Genomic DNA, 17,951 nt, shown 5'->3' with positions numbered 1-17,951 from the left:
TTACTGGCCCGAGCCGGTGAGCGACGCGCGCACGGCCTCGATACCAACCGAGTTCAGTTCGATTTCGATTGAGCTTTCCGCTGCGGCAAGGAACTGCTGCAGGTATTCCTCGCCCGCCGCCTCTGCCAGCTGCTGCTGCGTGTTGGCGACGACGGGATCGTCCTCGGCGAGTTCCGCGGTTTCGATCTCGTCCAGTTGCAGCACGAACCATGTGCTCGCTTCGGGCAAGTTCACGATCTTCGCCGTGCCTTCAGCCATCGTGAAGAACAGCAGCGTGGCGCGCGAGAGATTGCCTTCCTCGGCCAGCTGGCGACGATTGAGACGCAGCGGCTCCGGCGCTGGGAGCGCGACATCTTCAGCCGCCACAGCCTCAGCGAGGGTGCTGCCCTCGTTCACGCGCTGCTCAATACGGCGGGCCGCTGCGCGTGCGGCTGCCATGCCCTGATCGCGCCGCCATGCCTGTATCACGGTGTCCCTGATTTCGGACAGCGGCGCTGCGGCGCGCGGAGTGACCTGCGCAACCTCGAAGACCATGAATTCCTCGCCCGGCACGATCTCTGCGAGCTGCGGGCTTCCTTCGCTCATTTCGAAAGCGAAGCCGATCACACGCTGGAGTTCTTCGGGAGCGGGTTGCGGCGTGCCGTAGATGGTGCCCTCGGCGGTAAGCGGCTGCGTCGTCTGCACTTCGACGCCGAGCTCCTCCGCAGCTTCCGAAAGACTGCGCCCGTCGGTCAGTTCGTCTTCGAGCCGTTCGGTAAGCTCGTTCAGAGCAAGACGGCGACGTTCCGCCGTCAGTGTCTCGCGGATGGCATCGCTCGCCTGGGCAAGCGTCTGGCCGCTGATCTGGTTCACGTCGCTTACACGCAGGACATACCAGCCCAGTTCGCCGCGGACCGGACCGACCAGATCGCCTTCGGATGCAGCAAAGGCTGCCTGCGCAACGGCCTGCGATGTCTGGGAAGCGAGGGCAGCCTGGTCCAGTTCCGTGAGGGATACGGTGCTGAGGCCCTTGGAACGCGCCGATGCTTCCAGCGAAACGCCGCCTTCGACCTCGTCGATAATGGCCTGCGCCGCGGCCTGCGTTGGAACGACAAGCTGCGTAAAGCTGCGCTGTTCGGTCGCGGCATAGGCCTCCGCATCGCGCTGGTAGCGACGGGCGATCTGCTCCTGTGTGATGGCGGGCAGGTCGCCCACGGCATCGATGCCGAACGTGACGTAACGCAGCGTGCGGCGTTCCGGGCGGATGTAGTTGGCCCGGTTCGCCTGATAATATTCCTGCAATTGCTCGTCTGTCGGATCACCTTCGGGCGCGAAAGCACTTGCCGGAATGGCAGCACCGCTGCCGCTGCGCGTTTCGGCCACCAGCTGGGCATAACGACGACCGAAGCTGTCGGGAAGCTCTGCGCCATAGCTCAGCGGCAGGAGCAGCTGGCGGCTATACAGGCCCATGCCGAGATCTTCGAGAACGCGTGCTTCAGTAAGGGAGTTCTGCCGCAGGAAGTTGCGGAAGATTTCCGGGTCGAACTCGCCATCGAGGCCGTTGAATGTGGGGATGGCGCGCAGTTCGCTGTTGATGGCCCGGTCACTCACCCGCAGTCCCAGGTTCTCGGCAAAGCCGACCAGAGCCAGGCGCGTGACCATGGTGTCGAGCACTTCGTCAAGGCCGCCCTGCTGGACGAACGCTTCCATCGTGAGCGCCGGATTCTCGGCCCGCGCCTGCTGCAAGGCATTGTTGGCATTGGTTTGCAGGTCGGCCGTGGAGATGCGCTCGTCACCAACGACGGCCACCCGGTCGCCGCCCGCCACGCCGCCGAACATGCCCGTGTTGGCCACATCGGAGCTGGCGAAAGCGACTGCGATCAGGGCCAGGAAGGCAAGGGTGACGCCGATGCCGATCTTGGACTGGAAGAACTTGCGGAAGAAGGTGATCATCGATGCGTCGTTTTCTGTCTCGTGCAGCGGGCCGGAATGGGCGCGCTTCGTTTCGCGGGTCGCTTTATCCGGCCTGATACTCTCTCGCAACAGCAAGACACACCTTTCCGACAAAGTGGAAAACCAGCTTTGACAAGCCGGTGACGGCGGACTAGCGGACAACTCTACATGTACGAGACGGAGCCTGCGGGCATCCTTCTCCTGACAGCAATATCACGGAAATATCACGAGAAATGACCACGCGACCCTACATCGTCGGCAACTGGAAAATGCACGGCACGCGGGCCATGCTGGCCGAAGCGCGCGCGATCGACCGCGCGGCAGAGCGTCTGTTGAAGGTGGAAGTTGCCATTGCTCCACCGTTCACGCTGATTCACGCAACACGAAAGGAAGCCAACCTCATCGGAATCGGCGCGCAGGATGTGCACGCTGCCGATGGCGGCGCGCACACCGGTGACATTTCCGCCGCCATGGCGAAGGACGCTGGCGCAGGCTTCACGATCGTCGGCCATTCGGAACGCCGTGCCGATCACAAGGAAACCAATGCGCTGGTGAAGGAAAAGGCCGAAGCCGCCATCGCCGCCGGGATGAATGTGATCGTGTGCGTCGGCGAGACCGAGGCGGAGCGCGATTCCGGGAAGGCCGAAGCCGTCGTTGCAAACCAGCTTTCCGGTTCGCTTCCCGAAGGCGAGGGGGTGGCCGAGAAAATTACAGTCGCTTACGAGCCCGTCTGGGCCATCGGCACTGGTCGCACTCCGACCGTGGACGATATCGGCACCATGCATCGCCACATCCGTGAGAAGCTCGTGGCGACCTTTGGCGAGGAAGGCGAAGCGATCCGCATCCTTTACGGCGGTTCGGTGAAGCCGGACAACGCTGCCGAACTCCTTGCTGCGGACGAAGTGGGCGGGGCACTCGTCGGCGGGGCCAGCCTGACAGCCGAAAGCTTCCTTGGTATCATCATCGCAGCAGCGGCAGAGGACCAGGACGACAAATCCTGATCTCGCGAGGCTTGCGCGCACCTGCCCTTGTGGCGGAGCGCGCATAGGCCTATGTGATCCTCGAACCCAGTCTCAGACAGGAATAGCGTTCCTTTCGTCATGTTTATCTTTTTCACCGTTCTGCAGGCGGTCATCGCCGCAACTCTCGTCATCCTAGTGCTGATGCAGCGTTCGGAAGGCGGCGGCCTCGGCATCGGCGGCGGCGGCAGCCCCGGCGGCCTCATGTCCGCTCGCGGTGCGGCCGATTTCCTGTCCCGCGCCACGAAATGGTCGGCCATTCTTTTCGTCAGCCTTTCCATCGTGCTGGCGGCTCTGGCAGTGGACGTGACGGGCCAGCGCGATTTCGAGGACACGCTCGACCGTACAACGACGGCGCCGGGTGAAACTGCTGCGGATGAAGCCGCCGCGCCGCAACCTGAAGCGCCCGCGGAAGATCCGCTGGCCGATCTGGCGGAATAATTCTTCCACGGGGATAAACGCCCGAACCGGTCGAATTTGATACCAAATCGCTTGCGCCGAATCCGCGTGTGAGCTTAAGGCCCAACTCCCATGGCGCGGTACATTTTCATCACCGGCGGCGTGGTCTCCTCGCTTGGCAAAGGTCTCATGGCAGCATCGCTTGCTGCCCTCCTCCAGGCGCGTGGCTACAAGGTCCGCATTCGTAAGTTCGACCCCTACCTTAACGTGGATCCGGGGACGATGAGCCCCTACCAGCACGGGGAGGTCTACGTCACCGACGACGGGGCCGAGACCGATCTGGACCTCGGTCATTACGAGCGTTTCACCGGTGTCTCAGCGCACCAGAATGACAACATCACCTCGGGCCGCGTCTACCGCGACATCATCGCCAAGGAACGCCGCGGCGACTACTTGGGCGCGACCGTCCAGGTGATCCCGCACGTTACCGACGCGATCAAGGAATTCGCGCTTGCCGACCAGGGCGACCACGATTTCATCCTGTGCGAAATCGGCGGCACTGTCGGCGATATCGAGAGCCTTCCGTTCATGGAGGCCATCCGCCAGTTGCGTAACGAGCTCGAACCGGACCAGACCCTCTCGGTACACGTCACGCTGGTGCCCTACATTGCGGCGGCCGGCGAGCTGAAGACCAAGCCGACGCAGCACTCGGTCCGCGAGCTCGCATCACTGGGCATCAAGCCCGACGTTTTGTTGTGCCGCTGCGAGCACCCGCTGCCCGACAGCGAACGTCAGAAAATTGCCAACTTCTGCAACGTGCGCATGGAATCGGTCATTCCAGCTCTCGATGCCACCAGCATCTACGCCGTGCCGCAGCAATATCACGGCGTTGGGCTGGATAGCGAAGTGTTGCGGCATTTCGGCATGCTCGGCACATCCAACCCGCCCGACATGACACGCTGGGCCGACGTGGTGGATCGCTACGAGCATCCCGAAGGCGAAGTCACGATTGGGGTCGTCGGCAAATACGTCGGCCTGCCCGATGCCTACAAGTCGCTGAACGAAGCCCTGGTGCATGGCGGGATGGCCAATCGCACCAAGGTCAACATCAAGTGGATCGATGCGGAGATCTTCGAACAAGGCGATGCCGAGATCGCGGCGGCGCTAGAGCCCATGCACGGCATTCTCGTGCCGGGCGGCTTTGGCGAACGCGGTTCCGAGGGCAAGATCGCCTCTGTGCGGTTTGCGCGTGAACGCAAGGTGCCTTTCTTTGGCATCTGCCTCGGGATGCAGATGGCGTGTATCGAGGGCGCACGCAACACGGCCGGGATTGCGGCTGCATCCTCCACGGAATTCGGCGAAACGCCGGAGCCGGTGGTCGGCATCATCACCGAGTGGATGAGCAAGGAAGGACTGCAAAAGCGGTCCGAGGAGACCGATCTTGGCGGGACGATGCGGCTCGGCGCTTACGAAGCGAAGCTTGCAGGCAACAGCCACGTCTCCAACATCTATGGTGGAGCCACTTCGATATCGGAACGTCATCGCCACCGTTACGAAGTCAACTCGGCTTACATGGAGCGTCTGGAGGCCGGTGGCCTGATCTTTTCGGGCATGTCGCCGGACGGCCTCCTCCCAGAAATTGTCGAGCGTCCGGACCACCCGTGGTTCGTGGGCGTGCAGTTCCACCCGGAATTGAAGAGCCGCCCGTTCGACCCGCACCCGTTGTTCAGCGGCTTTATCGCAGCAGCGCTAGCGCAGTCACGCCTGGTATAATGCTCAAGACGATTCCCGGCGTGTTCAGTGCCGGATACTGACACTCTTGAGAATAACCTTGCATCGCAGCGCCTCTAGCGCGTAACGATTTGAATAAGGGGAATGGGTCTCTTGTGCGCTCGGTCGCAGGTCTTGCACGACGATCCCAGGTTTAGTTTCAGGCCGGCCCAGCGCGGACAACAGGGTTTATCCGCGCATGTCGGTTCGGTCTTGCCTCTTGGGGGCGGCTGTCTCTTGCGACCCGGACAGCCATTTCCGAAGGCGAGTCGGCGCTAAATGCGTCGAGGGGGCGAGGCTTTAGCGGGCCTCGCCCCCAACTGTTTCCGTTAGGGGAATTTAGCTAAAGATCAGGCCGCGTCAGCCTTGTCGTCACCCTTTTCCTTGTTCTCGACCACCTTCAGCGAGTTGCCGCCGATCGCAATCTTCTTCGGCTTCATCGCTTCGGGCACTTCGCGCACAAGGTCGATCACCAACAGTCCGTCCGCCAGATCGGCGTCCGACACGCGCACGTAATCGGCCAGTTCGAAGCGGCGTTCGAACCCGCGGTTGGCGATGCCGACATGCAGCATCTCACCTTCGGCGTTCTCTTCGCGCTTGCGGCCCTGCACGGTCAGCAGGTTCTGCTGGGCGGTGATATCGAGGTCTTCCGGGCGGAAGCCTGCAACGGCGATTGTGATGCGATAGGCATCCTCGTCACGACGCTCGATGTTGAAGGGGGGATAGTTGTCGCCGGCGTTGCGTGCATTGTTCTCCAGCAGGTCGAACAGGCGATCGAACCCGACGGTGGAGCGGCGATAGGGGGTAAAGTCCATTCGGTTCATTTGAAACAAATCCTCTTCTGAGCAATTTGACACTATGTGCGGACCCGCTTTCGGCATCCGCGCGATTGAGATAGGAAGGCGCAAATACGCTTTCAAGAACTGGCGCACCACCACTCCGCAGGGGAATTTCGTGAGCACACCCAAGGTCGAAATCTACACCAAGATGTACTGTGGCTTCTGTCACCGCGCAAAGCGCCTGCTGGATCAGAAGGGCGTGAACTACGAGGAATACGACATCACGCTGGGCGGTCCCAAGCGCCAGGAAATGCTGGATCGCAAACCCGATGCCATGACAGTTCCGCAGATTTTCATCGGTGACAAGGCCATCGGCGGGTCCGACGATCTGGCCGCGCTGGAACGTGAAGGCAAGCTCGACGCCATGCTCGGTCTCTAAGCCGCCATCATGCCCCGTATCGCTCTTCTGCAGATGACTTCGGGTATCGATCCCGATGCCAATGCCGCCACCATCGGCGAGGCTATCAAGCGCGCTGCGGGGGAGGGGGCGGAAATGCTTTTTACCCCGGAGATGGCCGGCCTGCTCGATCGCAAGCGGGAGCGCGCATCGCGCAATATCGTGCCGGAAAGCGAAAGCGTGCTGGTTGACCGGATTGCCAAGGCCGCCGGCGAGGCAGGTGTTTGGACATGTCTCGGCCTGCCGGTTCTGCGCGAAGACGGGCGCTGGGCAAATCGCACGATCGTGTTCGACAAGAGCGGCGAAATCGAGGCACGGTACGACAAGATTCATATGTTCGACGTCGAACTCGACACCGGGGAGAGCTGGCGCGAATCCGCTGCCTATGTTCCGGGCGAAAACGTCGTCACCGTCGAGGATACCCCGGTCGGACGTCTTGGCCTAACCATCTGCTACGACATTCGCTTTCCCGCGCTTTTTGAAGAGCTCGGCAGGCACAAGTGCGACGCGATCTCCATTCCGGCGGCCTTTACCGTGCCGACCGGAAAGGCGCATTGGCACCTCCTGCAACGCGCGCGTGCGGTGGAGGCAAGCGCCTTCGTGATCGGCGCGGCTCAGGTTGGCAGGCATGAAGATGGTCGCCAAACCTATGGGCATTCAATCGTTGTCGGCCCGTGGGGAGACGTCTTGCTGGACATGGGAGGCGAGGCTGCGGGACTTCAGGTCTGCGATATCGACCTCGGTCGCATTGCAGAGGTGCGCAAGCAGTTGCCCAGCCTTGCCAACAAGCGCGATATCCCTAAATCAGGGGCGCAATGATCGTTTACGACCTTTTGTGTGAACGCGGCCATCGTTTTGAGGGTTGGTTCGGCTCCTCCGAAGATTTCGCTTCGCAGCAGGAGCGCGGACTGGTGTCCTGCCCGACGTGTGACTCCGAGAACGTCACCAAGGCGCCGATGGCGCCGGCAGTGGGTCGCAAGGGCAACCAGCAGCAGGTAAACGCACGCCAGGGCAACGGCCCGGAGAAGGACGGCAACGGCCTCTCCAACACACCCATGACGCCCGAAGTGGCTGAAGCCATCGAAAAGCTTGCCAAAGCGCAGGCGAAAGCTCTGCAGAACAGCACCTGGGTAGGCAAGGACTTTGCCGAACAGTCCCGCGCGATGCATTACGGCGAGCGTGATCACGCGCCCATCCATGGCGAGGCGACCTTGCAGGAAGCGAATGAATTGCTGGACGAGGGTGTCCCGGTGGCGCCGCTCCCTCTGCCCGTCGCATCGCCTGACGACGTGAACTGATTGCCAGTATCGCCGCGCCCCATTAGGGGAGGATTCGCGCGCCCGTAGCTCAGTCGGATAGAGCATCGGATTCCTAATCCGGGGGCCACAGGTTCGAATCCTGTCGGGCGCACCAAAGGGCAGCATCCCGGAAGGGGTGTTGCCCTTTGGTTTGTGCGCGCTGCCTTTGATTGTCATCAAAGAAAAAGGGCCCCTCCACACTGGAGAGACCCTCTTCCTTGTTCGGTATCTATCCGCGATTAGAAGCGGAAGTTGGCACCGAAGTAGAAACGACGACCGTTGGTGTCGTAATACAGGTTGTTGTAGCTGCCGCCCGAAAGCTGACCCAGCGACGGATCGGCAGCCGTGTTCACGTTGCCCAGCGGGGGACGCTTGTTGAACAGGTTGTCGACGCCGAAGCGCAGGTTGATCGTTTCGTTGACCGCGTACGAACCGTTCAGGTTGAACAGGTTGTAGCTCGGATAGCCGGTGGTCGGCGTCGGAGCGCCGATCAGGGCTTCCGTCGCGTCTTCGATCGACGGCAGGTGCTGCCACTGGACGCCAACGTAAGCTGGGCCCCAGTTATAGCCGAGCGTCGTGAACACGCGGTACTCGTAGTTACCGCCGTTCAGACCGTTCTCACCAGTTCCCAGCGTGCCGACATAGTCGACCATGTCCAGGATGCCATCGAGCGAGGTCGACTTGAAGTCGATCGCATAGCTGCCCAGCACGTTCAGGTTGAGCGTGCCCGGACCGGCTTCGAGAGCGAGGTCGAGAGCAACGTCGATACCCGACAGTTCGAAGGCGCCATTGTTCACGTAGGTACGCTGGACGTTGCCCAGAGCACCGGTCGCGTTACGCGGCACCAGCTGACAGAACTGCGAGTTGGCGACTTCCTGCGGCGTGCCACCGAACGCGGGGTTCAGCAGCGGATCGTAGCAGGAACGCAGAGCGATACCGACAGTCTGCAGACCGATCGCATCCTCCACGCTGATGTTGTAGTAGTCCACCGTCAGGCGAGCGCGAGAGATCGCTCCGCCGATGTACGGCTGGAACACTGCACCAACGGTCCAGGTGTCGGCCTTTTCCGGCACCAGGTTCGGGTTGCCGACAGTGGTCGGGAAGGCGAAGCCGCCGGTAGCGCTGCTCTGCACACCCGAGTAGTATTCCTCGTCGGCATCCGGGTTGCCACTGGCTTCCATCTGGATGCGGCAGATCGCCTCTACCTTGGCACCGTTTTCGTTGCCGCCTTCGAAGGCGTCGCCCGGCTGGTTGGCCGAGAACGACAGCGGGTTTGCCAGCGAACAGGGGTCGCCCACCGAGTTGCCGCCGAAGGTCTGCGAGGCCTGCAGGAACAGCTCACCGATGTTCGGTGCGCGCTCTGCACGGTTGTAGCCACCGCGGATACGCAGCCAGTCGGTCACTTCCCAGTCGCCCAGGATCTTGTAGGTGTAGCTCGTACCCGTCGTCGAATAGTCGGAAATACGGCCACCGATTTCCAGGTTCAGCTGCTGTACCATCGGAAGATCCGAAAGGAGCGGGATGAGCAATTCGCCGTAAAGCTCGTGAACGTCGAAAGACGCATCCACGTTGCCGCTCGGATAGATGCCCTGCGCCTGGTCGAGGAACGAACGGCCCTGCGTGGTGAGGGTATCGTTATCGAACTCGAACTGGACTTCGCGGTAGCTGGCACCGACTGCGACACCCACTTCACCGGCGGGAAGCTGGAACAGACCGCCCGAGATGTTCGCCTCGGCAATTGTCTGGGTCACTTCCGAACGGTTCTTCAGGTCCGCACGGATGGCTTCGAGGCAGTCCTCGGAGAAGCCACCAGCCGGCGGGTTGAAGAGGTTGAGGCCCGAAGTACAGGTGGCGGTGGAAGCACCGAAACCGAAGTTCGGCGGGCCCTGGTTGCCGGTCTGGCTGAAGCCGCGACCGAAGTTCGGCGCACCGAGGACTTCCTGGAAGCGGGCCAGCGAGTTCACGCCGGTCTGCTTGGCATAGGTCGACGAAATGCCGTGGCTGACGAAGGTCTCCCAGGCAAAGCTGGTGCCGGGGATATAGCCTTCGAAACCTGCCGTGAGGTTGTAGGTCGTGACGTCGGTGAAGGTCTCACGATCGTCGAACAGCAGCGACTGGAGCTGGAACGGCGCGTCCGGATCGGGACGACTGTCGAGCAGGGTCTGCAGCTGAGCAGGCAGTTCGCCATCATCGAGTCCGGTCGGGTCGATGTTGACGGTCCAGCCGCCCACGGCCGGCGAAGGCTCGTTACGCGTGAAGGTCTCGACGTGGCTGAAAAGCGCCTGGCCGAACACGCCAACCCAGTCGTTGATCTCGTAGTTGCCGCGGGCGAACGCGTTGTAGCGCGTCAGCGGCAGGATGAGATAGAGGCTGGTGTTGTTGGAGCTGATCGCGCCGTTGATCGTCTGCTTGAAGGGCAGTCCATCGAGCGGCAGGTCGAACGCGTCGTTACCGAAGTTGGACGGCGTGCCGTTTGCGCCGATGGTGAAGGCCTGGCCGGTTGCCGGATTGACATAGACGTTCACACCGGGCGTGCCGTTGGGACCGTCGGGGAACACAGTACCGAAATCGGGCTGGTTCGGACCGAAGCCGAAGTTGATGCCCGGCGCCGGAATGAAGAACTGGCCGCCGCCGATGTTGGGATCGGCATAGAGGTCCGTGTACCACTCGCGATCGCGCTGGAAGTTGGCTTCGCGGGTGTTCATCGACATCGCGAGCGAAATGTTGCCGCGACCGTCGGCGAAGTCGGTGCCCATGATACCAGAAAGCTGGTATTCGAAGTTGTCGCCTTCCTCGGTAATGCCGAACTGCGCATCGAGTTCGAGACCTTCGAAATCCTTCTTGAGGATGAAGTTGGTCACACCGGCAACGGCGTCAGCACCGTAGGTTGCCGATGCACCGCCCGAAATCGTTTCGATACGCTCGATGGCTGCAGAGGGCAGGGTGGAGATATCGACCACGCCCGAAGCGTTGCCCGGCGTACCGCGGCGACCGTCGATCAGGACGAGGTTACGGTTGGTGCCGATACCGCGCAGCGAGATCGTTGCAGCGCCCGGCGTGTTCGTTGCCGTGGGCTGGATGTCCTGCCCCTGCGTCGGGGTCTGCGCCGGAACGAACTGCGGCAGCTTGTTCAGGTTGGCTTCGATAGCGGCGGTGGAGGACTGCTCGAGCAGGCCTTCGTCGACGGTCACCATCGGGCTGTTGGAGTTGTAGTCCTGCGTGGCGATGCGCGAACCGGTAACAACGATACGCTGGGTCGGCGCGGAATCTTCCTCACCCACCTGCACGTCATCGCCGACTGTTGCATCCTGTGCCATGGCCGGAGCGGCCAGGACCATTGTGCCGGCACCACCTGCCAGCAGTGCAGCGCGGAATAGCTGCGCACGATTAAAGGTTTTCACTTTGTGCTCCCTTCACAGTGAAGGCAGGCTTGCACGCTGCAACCCTGCCGATGGTCATCGTCCCACGATAGATTGCCCGTGGCCGCACCGGAGAGCGTGTCGCTTTCCGGCGTGAAATCGCGGGTTCAATGTGTTTGATGGATTGTTGCGGGTGCAGAAAATGTGCGCGCAGATGCGGGAGCCGAAAAGACCCGTTCGCAGCGCTGTGTTGCGCAATGTGCATACATTTTCCTCCCCCGGCGGACTGGCATTTCTCTGAAACCAGCCTGAACCGAAGCACTGGCATATTCAGGCTTGTTGATTGTGTCTAGTCGGGGAATCGCAAGCGGTGTGGGCAGATGGATTGAGCGGGGAATTTTAAAACGCGTAGGCCAGAAACAGGGGGCAATTTTTCATTTCTGTGAAATTATAATACCGTTATGTTTGAATGGTTTAATCCGACCTTTGCTCTAATTCCGGATTCGCGCGCAACAAAGTGTTGCCCTGCTGCATCGCCTTTGAATTTGATAGTATCCGAAATCGTTGATCGAGTCCGGAATGGTCTTTCGCGGCAATTTTATGGCGGCTCTGGAAGGGTGTGGGGACATCGTGACGGTGTCACTGTTCAAATCCGTGCAAGGCTATTAAGGGTCTGGTGCAGCCACGAACAAGGCAGGATGAATGAACGAAGCCCGCAAGAAGAATACGGGGGCCGCCAGAGAGGAAGCGACAGCGATCGTGGTGCCGGAATGGCGCAGGTTGCTGTTCGATCACGCCCGCTCTGTCTACGCCGACGGAACAGAAGCGCGCGAGCAAAAGGCCGCAACACAAGAACTCCAGCAGTTGCTTGGCCCGATGGCCGACGAGGCCATGCGGATCGTGGAGGCTTTCGCGCACGGCGCGCGTGCCGCCGATGGTCTGACCGGCGCGGGCCAGACGGTGCCGCCCGAATTCGAAACGCGCCTGTCGATCATCCTGAACGGTCTTGCGCCCGAAGCGGAAACCCACCGATCGGGGGAGGGCGAGCAAAGCGCGGTTATCCAGCAGGAACTCTGGCAACTCCTCTACAAGGTGCGCGAGAGCGCGGAACTCTCTTACGCACGCGAGATCGACCTCGTCGAACTCGACCGGCGGATCCTTTTTCTGTTGCGCAGCCAAGGGCCGCTCGTTCCCGCCGATATTTCCGGCTCCGTCGGCGTCGACAAGGCGCAGGTCAGCCGCTCCGTCAAACGTCTGCTGGAGCTCAAGATGGTGGAGCGGGACCAGATCCGCGCCCCTGTAAGCCTCACCCGCAAAGGCACGACGCTGGCCGACCGGCTTCTGCGGCTCGCCGAGTTGCGCAATCGCGAACTCACTTTCGACATCGGAGACGAGGAACTCGCGTTGTTCTTCGCCGTCATCGAGAAGCTGCTGCACCGCGCAGTGATGCTCTATGAGCAGGAGCGCGCGCTGAACCAGAACGATGTGAAATCGCTCAACCCGTTCGTGGCGGACCCCGATTACGAGCCGAATTCGGAAAGTCCGATCGTGATCGAACGCAGCCGCATACTGGCGCCATTGATGACGCTTTCGGCCTACTTCAGCCGCAGTGGAGCTTTGACCTTCAAGCGGCTGACAAGCCTATCGAATTTTGAAAGCTGGGTGCTGAACGAGATCGCGCTGGATGCGCCGATCGACTGGAATACGCTCGTTTCGCGCCTCGACCGTGATCACAGCCAGGCCGGGCGAACCGTTACGGCGTTGATCGAGCGCGAACTGGTGAAACGCAGTGGCAAGCCCGGAAGGCGGCACGGATTGTTTTCTCCGACGGAGGAGGGGCAGCGCCTGATCGAGATCATCCAGGAAGCGAGCCGTCAGCGCAGTGCATTCCTCATGGCCCCGCTCTCGGTGCCGGAACGGGAAAAGTTCTTTGCGACTTTCGAGAAGGTTCGGCGCAACGCCGTCGTACAGCTAGAGCGCGAACGCACGTTCGACGAGCTGGGTCACGGCGCGCCGTAACACGTGGGTCTAATGTAGGGGCAAAAGCGCCGCGGCTCGGAAGGTATTACCGAACGCGGCGAACGCGTACCGATGCCTGGCGGTCGAATGTCAGCAGGAAGCTGCCGAGCGATGCGCGGTCGATCTCAACCTGGTCGCCCCGACGCGGTACGCGATAAGTGCGCGAAACAGATTCTGTAAACTGCCATTGCGCTCCGTCTTCGAGAGTGATGACATATACGCCTGGCTCACGCTCAGTCACTGCGCTGACGCGGGATTGTAGCTGGTCCAGTTCTCCGGCTGGCGTTTCGAACCGATCAGGTGTGCGAACATCCTCGCGACCGAACCCGGAAGGGCCGCGCGTGTCGAGAGGCGCGCCGCGTCCGCCGCTTGGGGCGGCCATCTGACCGGGTACCGAACTGCGAGCCTGTCCGCCTGCAGCGGCGATGTTGTTGTCGTAGCAGGCAAGCCGCGCGGTCGGGTCGTCGATCTCCGCGCAATTGCGCAGGATGTTGAGCACGATGGCATCGTCCACCTGCGCGGCGGCAGGTGTTGCCAGAGCGGCAAGCGGAAGGGCAACGGCAGAAACAGCAAGGGCGCGAAACGCGGTCATGGTACAGGGAAACTCCTCTCGTCAGCCAGCGTGATGGCGCGGAAGGGCTTCAGGTGCAAGGGGCTTGCGGTGCATCGTTGGCGCGCCGCAAGCTTTTTGCACTGGTGTTCCCGCAATCAGGCGTCGACGGTCTTGGCGTCCTTGGTGTCCAGCACCCCTCGCTTGATCTGGTCGCGCTCGATGCTTTCAAACAAGGCCTTGAAATTGCCCTCGCCAAACCCCTCGTCGCCCTTGCGCTGGATGAATTCGAAGAACACCGGGCCCACCTGCGCCTCGGCAAAGATCTGCAACAGCAGGCGAGGGGAACCGCCCTCGGTCGTGCCGTCCAGCAGGATGCCGCGCGCCTTTAGCGCTTCTACGTCTTCGCCGTGATCGGGAAGGCGGTCGGGCAGCATCTCGTAATAGGTCTCTGGCGGGGCCGTCATGAACGGCACGCCGAATTCCTTCAGTTTGTCCCACGCGGCGACGAGGTCGTCGCAGATGAGGGCGATGTGCTGGATGCCCTCGCCGTTGAACTCGCGCAGGAACTCCTCGATCTGGCCCTTGCCGCCTTCGCCCTCTTCGTTGAGTGGGATGCGGATCTTGCCGTCGGGCGCGGTGAGTGCCTTGGAGGTGAGGCCGGTATATTCGCCCTTGATGTCGAAAAAGCGGATTTCGCGGAAGTTGAAGAGCGTCTCGTAATAGTCCGCCCAGTACTTCATGCGGCCACCGTAGACATTATGGGTCAGGTGATCGATCACGTTGAAACCGGCGCCTTCCGGATGCTTTTCGACACCATCAAGATACTCAAAATCGATGTCGTAGATGGAAAGACCCTTGCCATCTTCATCGTGGTAGCGGTCAATCAGGTAGACGATCGCGCCGCCGATCCCGCGGATGGCAGGGATGTGCAGTTCCATCGGGCCGGTTTCGACCTGGACCGGTTCTGCACCGCGCTCGAGCAATTCCTTGTAGGCCTTGGCCGCATCCTTGACGCGGAAGCCCATGCCGCAGGCGGACGGGCCATGTTCGCGGGCGAAGAACCAGGCGGCACTGCGCGGCTCGTAATTGAGGATCAGGTTGATCTGGCCCTGGCGCCAAAGCTGCACATCCTTCGACCGGTGCGATGCCACGTGCTTGAAGCCCATGGCTTCGAAGACAGGCTCGATCACACCTTTGTCCGGTGCGCAGAATTCAACGAACTCGAAGCCGTCGAGGCCGATTGGATTTTCGAAAAGATCATTCATGGTTTCACTTGTAACCTTTTTTGGCTTCTGGTGCAACAGGCTACCAATCCGACCGACTTTCCGCAGGTCCCGGCGAATGCCGCTTGAATCGGCGGACTGTTTGTGATTCAAGGTGTTCCCATGAACGGGTTGGTGCATCGCAAGGAAATGGTCAGGGAGCGGATCGTGAATGCGATCGCGCTGCTGGTGCTGATGCTGATCGGCGGTCTGGCCCTGATCGGTCCTTCCGGAGTGCTGGCATGGGGCGAGCAGGCAGCCCGCCTGAGCGAACATGAGCAGCGGATCGCCGCCTTGCAGGAGCGCAAGGCCGAGTTGGAGAACCGCGTCGAACTGCTCGATCCCGAGAACGTCGACCCCGATTTTGCCTCGGAACTCGTGCGCGGCAACCTGGGTGTTGCGCATCCCGACGAATACGTCGTCGAACTGGAACCGATCGACTGACCGCTCGCTTCGGATTGGCACCGCGAACAATCCATTTTCACCACATTGGTAAATGAGGAAAGTGCGGCGTTGCCAGCGCGTCGCATGGGTGACTATAGGCGGTCGCGAAAACACACCAGCGCTGCGACGCTGCAGCGACATTAGGGGATTGCATCTTGGCCAAAGCCTCCGACTCCAAAGCCGAAAAGAACGCGCAGCCTGCCGGCGACGATGATTTCGCCCTGCGCTCCCTGCAGGAAGCCCTGGAGAAGGAAAAACGCTTCAAGCCCAGCGAAGACCAGCTGATGCATTTCTACGAGCAGATGCTGCTCATCCGCCGATTCGAGGAGAAGGCCGGGCAGCTTTACGGCCTCGGCCTGATCGGCGGCTTCTGCCATCTTTACATCGGCCAGGAAGCCGTTGCCATCGGCCTGCAGAGCGCGCTCGATAACGACCGCGACAGCGTGATCACCGGCTATCGCGATCATGGTCACATGCTTGCCTACGGCATCGATCCCAAGGTCATCATGGCCGAACTGACGGGCCGCGCCGCCGGTATTTCCAAGGGCAAGGGCGGCTCGATGCACATGTTCAGCACCGAGCATAAGTTCTACGGCGGTCACGGCATCGTCGGCGCGCAGGTTTCGCTTGGCGGCGGTCTCGCGTTTGCCCACCAGTACAACGAGGACGGCGGCCTGTGCCTCGCCTATTTCGGTGACGGTGCGGCGAATCAGGGTCAGGTCTACGAGACCATGAACATGGCCGCGCTGTGGAACCTGCCAATCGTCTTCGTGGTGGAGAACAACCAGTACGCCATGGGCACCGCGGTAAAGCGTTCCAGCGCGGAAACCGAGTTCTACCGCCGCGGCACCGCGTTCCGCATTCCCGGCATGGACGTGAACGGCATGGACGTTCTGGAAGTGCGCCAGGCAGCCGAAATCGCCTTCAAGCACGTGCGCGACGGCAACGGCCCGGTGCTGATGGAATGCAACACCTACCGTTATCGCGGTCACTCCATGTCCGATCCGGCGAAGTATCGCACGCGTGAGGAAGTGCAGGACCAGCGCGAGAAGAACGACCCGATCGAACGGATCAAGAAGGAACTCGCCGCGGCGGGCATCGACGAGGACAAGTTGAAGGAAATCGACAAGGGCATCCGTGCCACCGTGGCCGAAGCCGCAGACTTTGCCGAAAGCTCGCCGGAGCCGGAACCCGGTGAACTCTACACCGATGTTCTGGTGGGGGAGTACTGAGCCATGGCGATCGAACTGAAAATGCCCGCCCTCTCGCCCACCATGGAAGAAGGCACGCTGGCCAAGTGGCTGGTGAAAGAGGGCGACACCGTTTCCGCTGGCGATGTTCTCGCCGAGATCGAGACCGACAAGGCCACGATGGAGTTCGAATCCATCGATGAGGGTACCGTTGGCAAAATCCTCGTCGCCGAAGGCACCGAAGAGGTGAAAGTTGGCACCGTTATCGCCATCCTGGCGGGCGAGGGCGAGGATGTCTCGGATATCGAAGCTCCCGCACCCACAGCATCGTCCGATGACGAAGTGAAGGACGTCGAGGGCGAGGGCAAGGACGTGGGCCGCGAGGGCAATCCCCTCGATATCGACAAGCCCGCATCGAAGCCGCGTGCCGACGATCCCGAAGTGCCCGAAGGCACCAACATGGTGAAGCTGACCGTTCGTGAAGCGCTGCGCGATGCCATGGCGGAGGAAATGCGCCTCGACGAACGCGTGTTCGTGATGGGCGAAGAAGTGGCCGAGTACCAGGGCGCCTACAAGGTGACGCAGGGGTTGCTCGACGAGTTCGGGCCCAAGCGCGTGATCGATACGCCGATCACCGAATACGGCTTTGCGGGCATCGGCACGGGCGCCGCTATGGGCGGCCTGCGCCCGGTGGTGGAATTCATGACGTTCAACTTCGCCATGCAGGCGATTGATCACATCATCAATTCTGCCGCCAAGACGAATTACATGTCCGGCGGCCAGATGCGCTGCCCAGTGGTGTTCCGTGGCCCCAACGGCGCGGCAAGCCGCGTGGGCGCGCAGCACAGCCAGAACTACGGCCCGTGGTATGCCAGCGTGCCCGGCCTGATCGTGATCGCTCCCTACGATGCGCAGGACGCCAAGGGCCTGCTCAAATCGGCTATCCGCAGCGATGATCCGGTCGTCTTCCTCGAGAATGAACTGGTCTACGGCCAGAGCTTCGAGGTTGCCCAGCTTGACGATCACGTCCTGCCCATCGGCAAGGCGCGGATCATGCGCGAGGGCAGCGATGTCACCATCGTGTCCTACTCCATCGCCGTCGGCGTGGCGCTGGAAGCTGCCGAGGAACTGGCAGAGCAGGGCATCGATGCCGAGGTTATCGACCTGCGCACGCTGCGCCCGCTCGACACCGAGACCATCCTCAAGAGCCTGGCGAAGACCAACCGCGTGGTGATTGCAGAGGAAGGCTGGCCCACCTGCTCGATCGCATCAGAAGTGATCGCGGTGTGCATGGAAGAAGGGTTCGACCACCTCGATGCGCCCGTGCTTCGCGTGTGCAACGAGGACGTTCCGCTTCCCTATGCGGCAAACCTGGAAAAGCTGGCGCTGATCGACAAGGACCGCGTCGTCGCGGCCTGCCGCAAGGTGACCTACGCAGACTGATTGGCGCGGACTGATAGGGCGCGGGGG

The 17,951-nt window shown here is 61.5% G+C and carries 15 protein-coding genes and 1 tRNA gene; 11 read left to right on the top strand and 5 right to left on the bottom strand.

Annotated elements, in window-relative coordinates; genetic code table 11:
- The gene (locus D4Q51_RS15105) at positions 1-2,022 is read right to left on the bottom strand and encodes a peptidylprolyl isomerase (protein WP_162925355.1); all 2,022 of its coding nucleotides are present in this window, start codon (positions 2,020-2,022) and stop codon (positions 1-3) included.
- A gap of 143 nt (positions 2,023-2,165) precedes the next feature.
- Between D4Q51_RS15105 and tpiA the strand changes: the two genes are divergently transcribed.
- The 3 genes from tpiA (at position 2,166) to D4Q51_RS15090 (ending at position 5,123) form a co-directional block, all read left to right on the top strand.
- Positions 2,166-2,933 (top strand): triose-phosphate isomerase, encoded by a 768-nt coding sequence (tpiA, locus tag D4Q51_RS15100; protein WP_120078637.1) that lies wholly within the window; start codon positions 2,166-2,168, stop codon positions 2,931-2,933.
- Positions 2,934-3,032: 99 nt separating this feature from the next.
- Positions 3,033-3,392, top strand: a complete 360-nt coding sequence (secG, locus tag D4Q51_RS15095) for a preprotein translocase subunit SecG (RefSeq protein ID WP_120078636.1) — start codon at positions 3,033-3,035, stop codon at positions 3,390-3,392.
- 90 nt (positions 3,393-3,482) lie between these two features.
- A complete protein-coding gene (locus D4Q51_RS15090) occupies positions 3,483-5,123 on the top strand; it encodes a CTP synthase (protein ID WP_120078635.1) in 1,641 nt (546 codons plus the stop codon).
- Between the two features lie 347 nt (positions 5,124-5,470).
- On the opposite strand, the gene D4Q51_RS15085 is transcribed toward D4Q51_RS15090, so the two are convergent.
- A complete protein-coding gene (locus D4Q51_RS15085) occupies positions 5,471-5,944 on the bottom strand; it encodes an Hsp20 family protein (protein ID WP_120078634.1) in 474 nt (157 codons plus the stop codon).
- A 130-nt stretch (positions 5,945-6,074) separates the two neighbouring features.
- On the opposite strand from D4Q51_RS15085, the gene grxC reads away from it, so the two are divergent.
- The 4 genes from grxC (at position 6,075) to D4Q51_RS15065 (ending at position 7,769) form a co-directional block, all read left to right on the top strand.
- Positions 6,075-6,338, top strand: coding sequence for a glutaredoxin 3 (gene grxC, locus D4Q51_RS16000; protein ID WP_276309497.1), 264 nt, complete (start codon positions 6,075-6,077; stop codon positions 6,336-6,338).
- A gap of 9 nt (positions 6,339-6,347) precedes the next feature.
- Positions 6,348-7,175 carry a carbon-nitrogen hydrolase family protein gene (locus D4Q51_RS15075; RefSeq protein WP_120078632.1) on the top strand — a complete coding sequence of 276 codons (828 nt, stop codon included), beginning with the start codon at positions 6,348-6,350 and terminating at the stop codon, positions 7,173-7,175.
- Entirely contained in the window at positions 7,172-7,654 is a 483-nt protein-coding gene (locus D4Q51_RS15070) for a DUF1178 family protein (protein WP_120078631.1), read from the top strand. The genes D4Q51_RS15075 and D4Q51_RS15070 overlap by 4 nt, the downstream gene beginning before the upstream one ends.
- A 38-nt stretch (positions 7,655-7,692) precedes the next feature.
- Positions 7,693-7,769: transfer RNA gene (locus tag D4Q51_RS15065), tRNA-Arg, on the top strand.
- A gap of 124 nt (positions 7,770-7,893) precedes the next feature.
- Here D4Q51_RS15065 and D4Q51_RS15060 read toward each other — a convergent pair.
- Positions 7,894-11,055 (bottom strand): TonB-dependent receptor domain-containing protein, encoded by a 3,162-nt coding sequence (locus tag D4Q51_RS15060; protein WP_240624790.1) that lies wholly within the window; start codon positions 11,053-11,055, stop codon positions 7,894-7,896.
- Between the two features lie 660 nt (positions 11,056-11,715).
- On the opposite strand from D4Q51_RS15060, the gene D4Q51_RS15055 reads away from it, so the two are divergent.
- Positions 11,716-13,032, top strand: a complete 1,317-nt coding sequence (locus tag D4Q51_RS15055) for a MarR family transcriptional regulator (protein ID WP_120078629.1) — start codon at positions 11,716-11,718, stop codon at positions 13,030-13,032.
- A gap of 46 nt (positions 13,033-13,078) precedes the next feature.
- On the opposite strand, the gene D4Q51_RS15050 is transcribed toward D4Q51_RS15055, so the two are convergent.
- Positions 13,079-13,624: a hypothetical protein gene (locus D4Q51_RS15050; protein WP_120078628.1), complete on the bottom strand. Its 546-nt coding sequence runs from the start codon at positions 13,622-13,624 to the stop codon at positions 13,079-13,081.
- Between the two features lie 116 nt (positions 13,625-13,740).
- Positions 13,741-14,850, bottom strand: a complete 1,110-nt coding sequence (gene hppD, locus D4Q51_RS15045) for a 4-hydroxyphenylpyruvate dioxygenase (protein ID WP_120078627.1) — start codon at positions 14,848-14,850, stop codon at positions 13,741-13,743.
- Positions 14,851-14,970: 120 nt separating this feature from the next.
- On the opposite strand from hppD, the gene D4Q51_RS15040 reads away from it, so the two are divergent.
- From D4Q51_RS15040 to D4Q51_RS15030, 3 genes are all read left to right on the top strand, one after another.
- On the top strand, positions 14,971-15,291 hold the full coding sequence (locus D4Q51_RS15040; protein ID WP_120078626.1) for an FtsB family cell division protein: 321 nt from the start codon (positions 14,971-14,973) through the stop codon (positions 15,289-15,291).
- 155 nt (positions 15,292-15,446) lie between these two features.
- The gene (gene pdhA, locus D4Q51_RS15035) at positions 15,447-16,523 is read left to right on the top strand and encodes a pyruvate dehydrogenase (acetyl-transferring) E1 component subunit alpha (RefSeq protein ID WP_120078625.1); all 1,077 of its coding nucleotides are present in this window, start codon (positions 15,447-15,449) and stop codon (positions 16,521-16,523) included.
- A 3-nt stretch (positions 16,524-16,526) separates the two neighbouring features.
- Positions 16,527-17,924: a pyruvate dehydrogenase complex E1 component subunit beta gene (locus tag D4Q51_RS15030; protein WP_120078624.1), complete on the top strand. Its 1,398-nt coding sequence runs from the start codon at positions 16,527-16,529 to the stop codon at positions 17,922-17,924.
- The last annotated feature ends 27 nt before the right edge of the window (positions 17,925-17,951 follow it).

Source organism: Aurantiacibacter odishensis (assembly GCF_003605195.1).
In the GTDB taxonomy this organism is placed as follows: Bacteria; Pseudomonadota; Alphaproteobacteria; order Sphingomonadales; family Sphingomonadaceae; genus Alteraurantiacibacter; species Alteraurantiacibacter odishensis.
The sequence above is the reverse complement of the archived record's forward strand: the minus strand, read 5'-3'. Positions and strand labels throughout refer to the sequence as shown.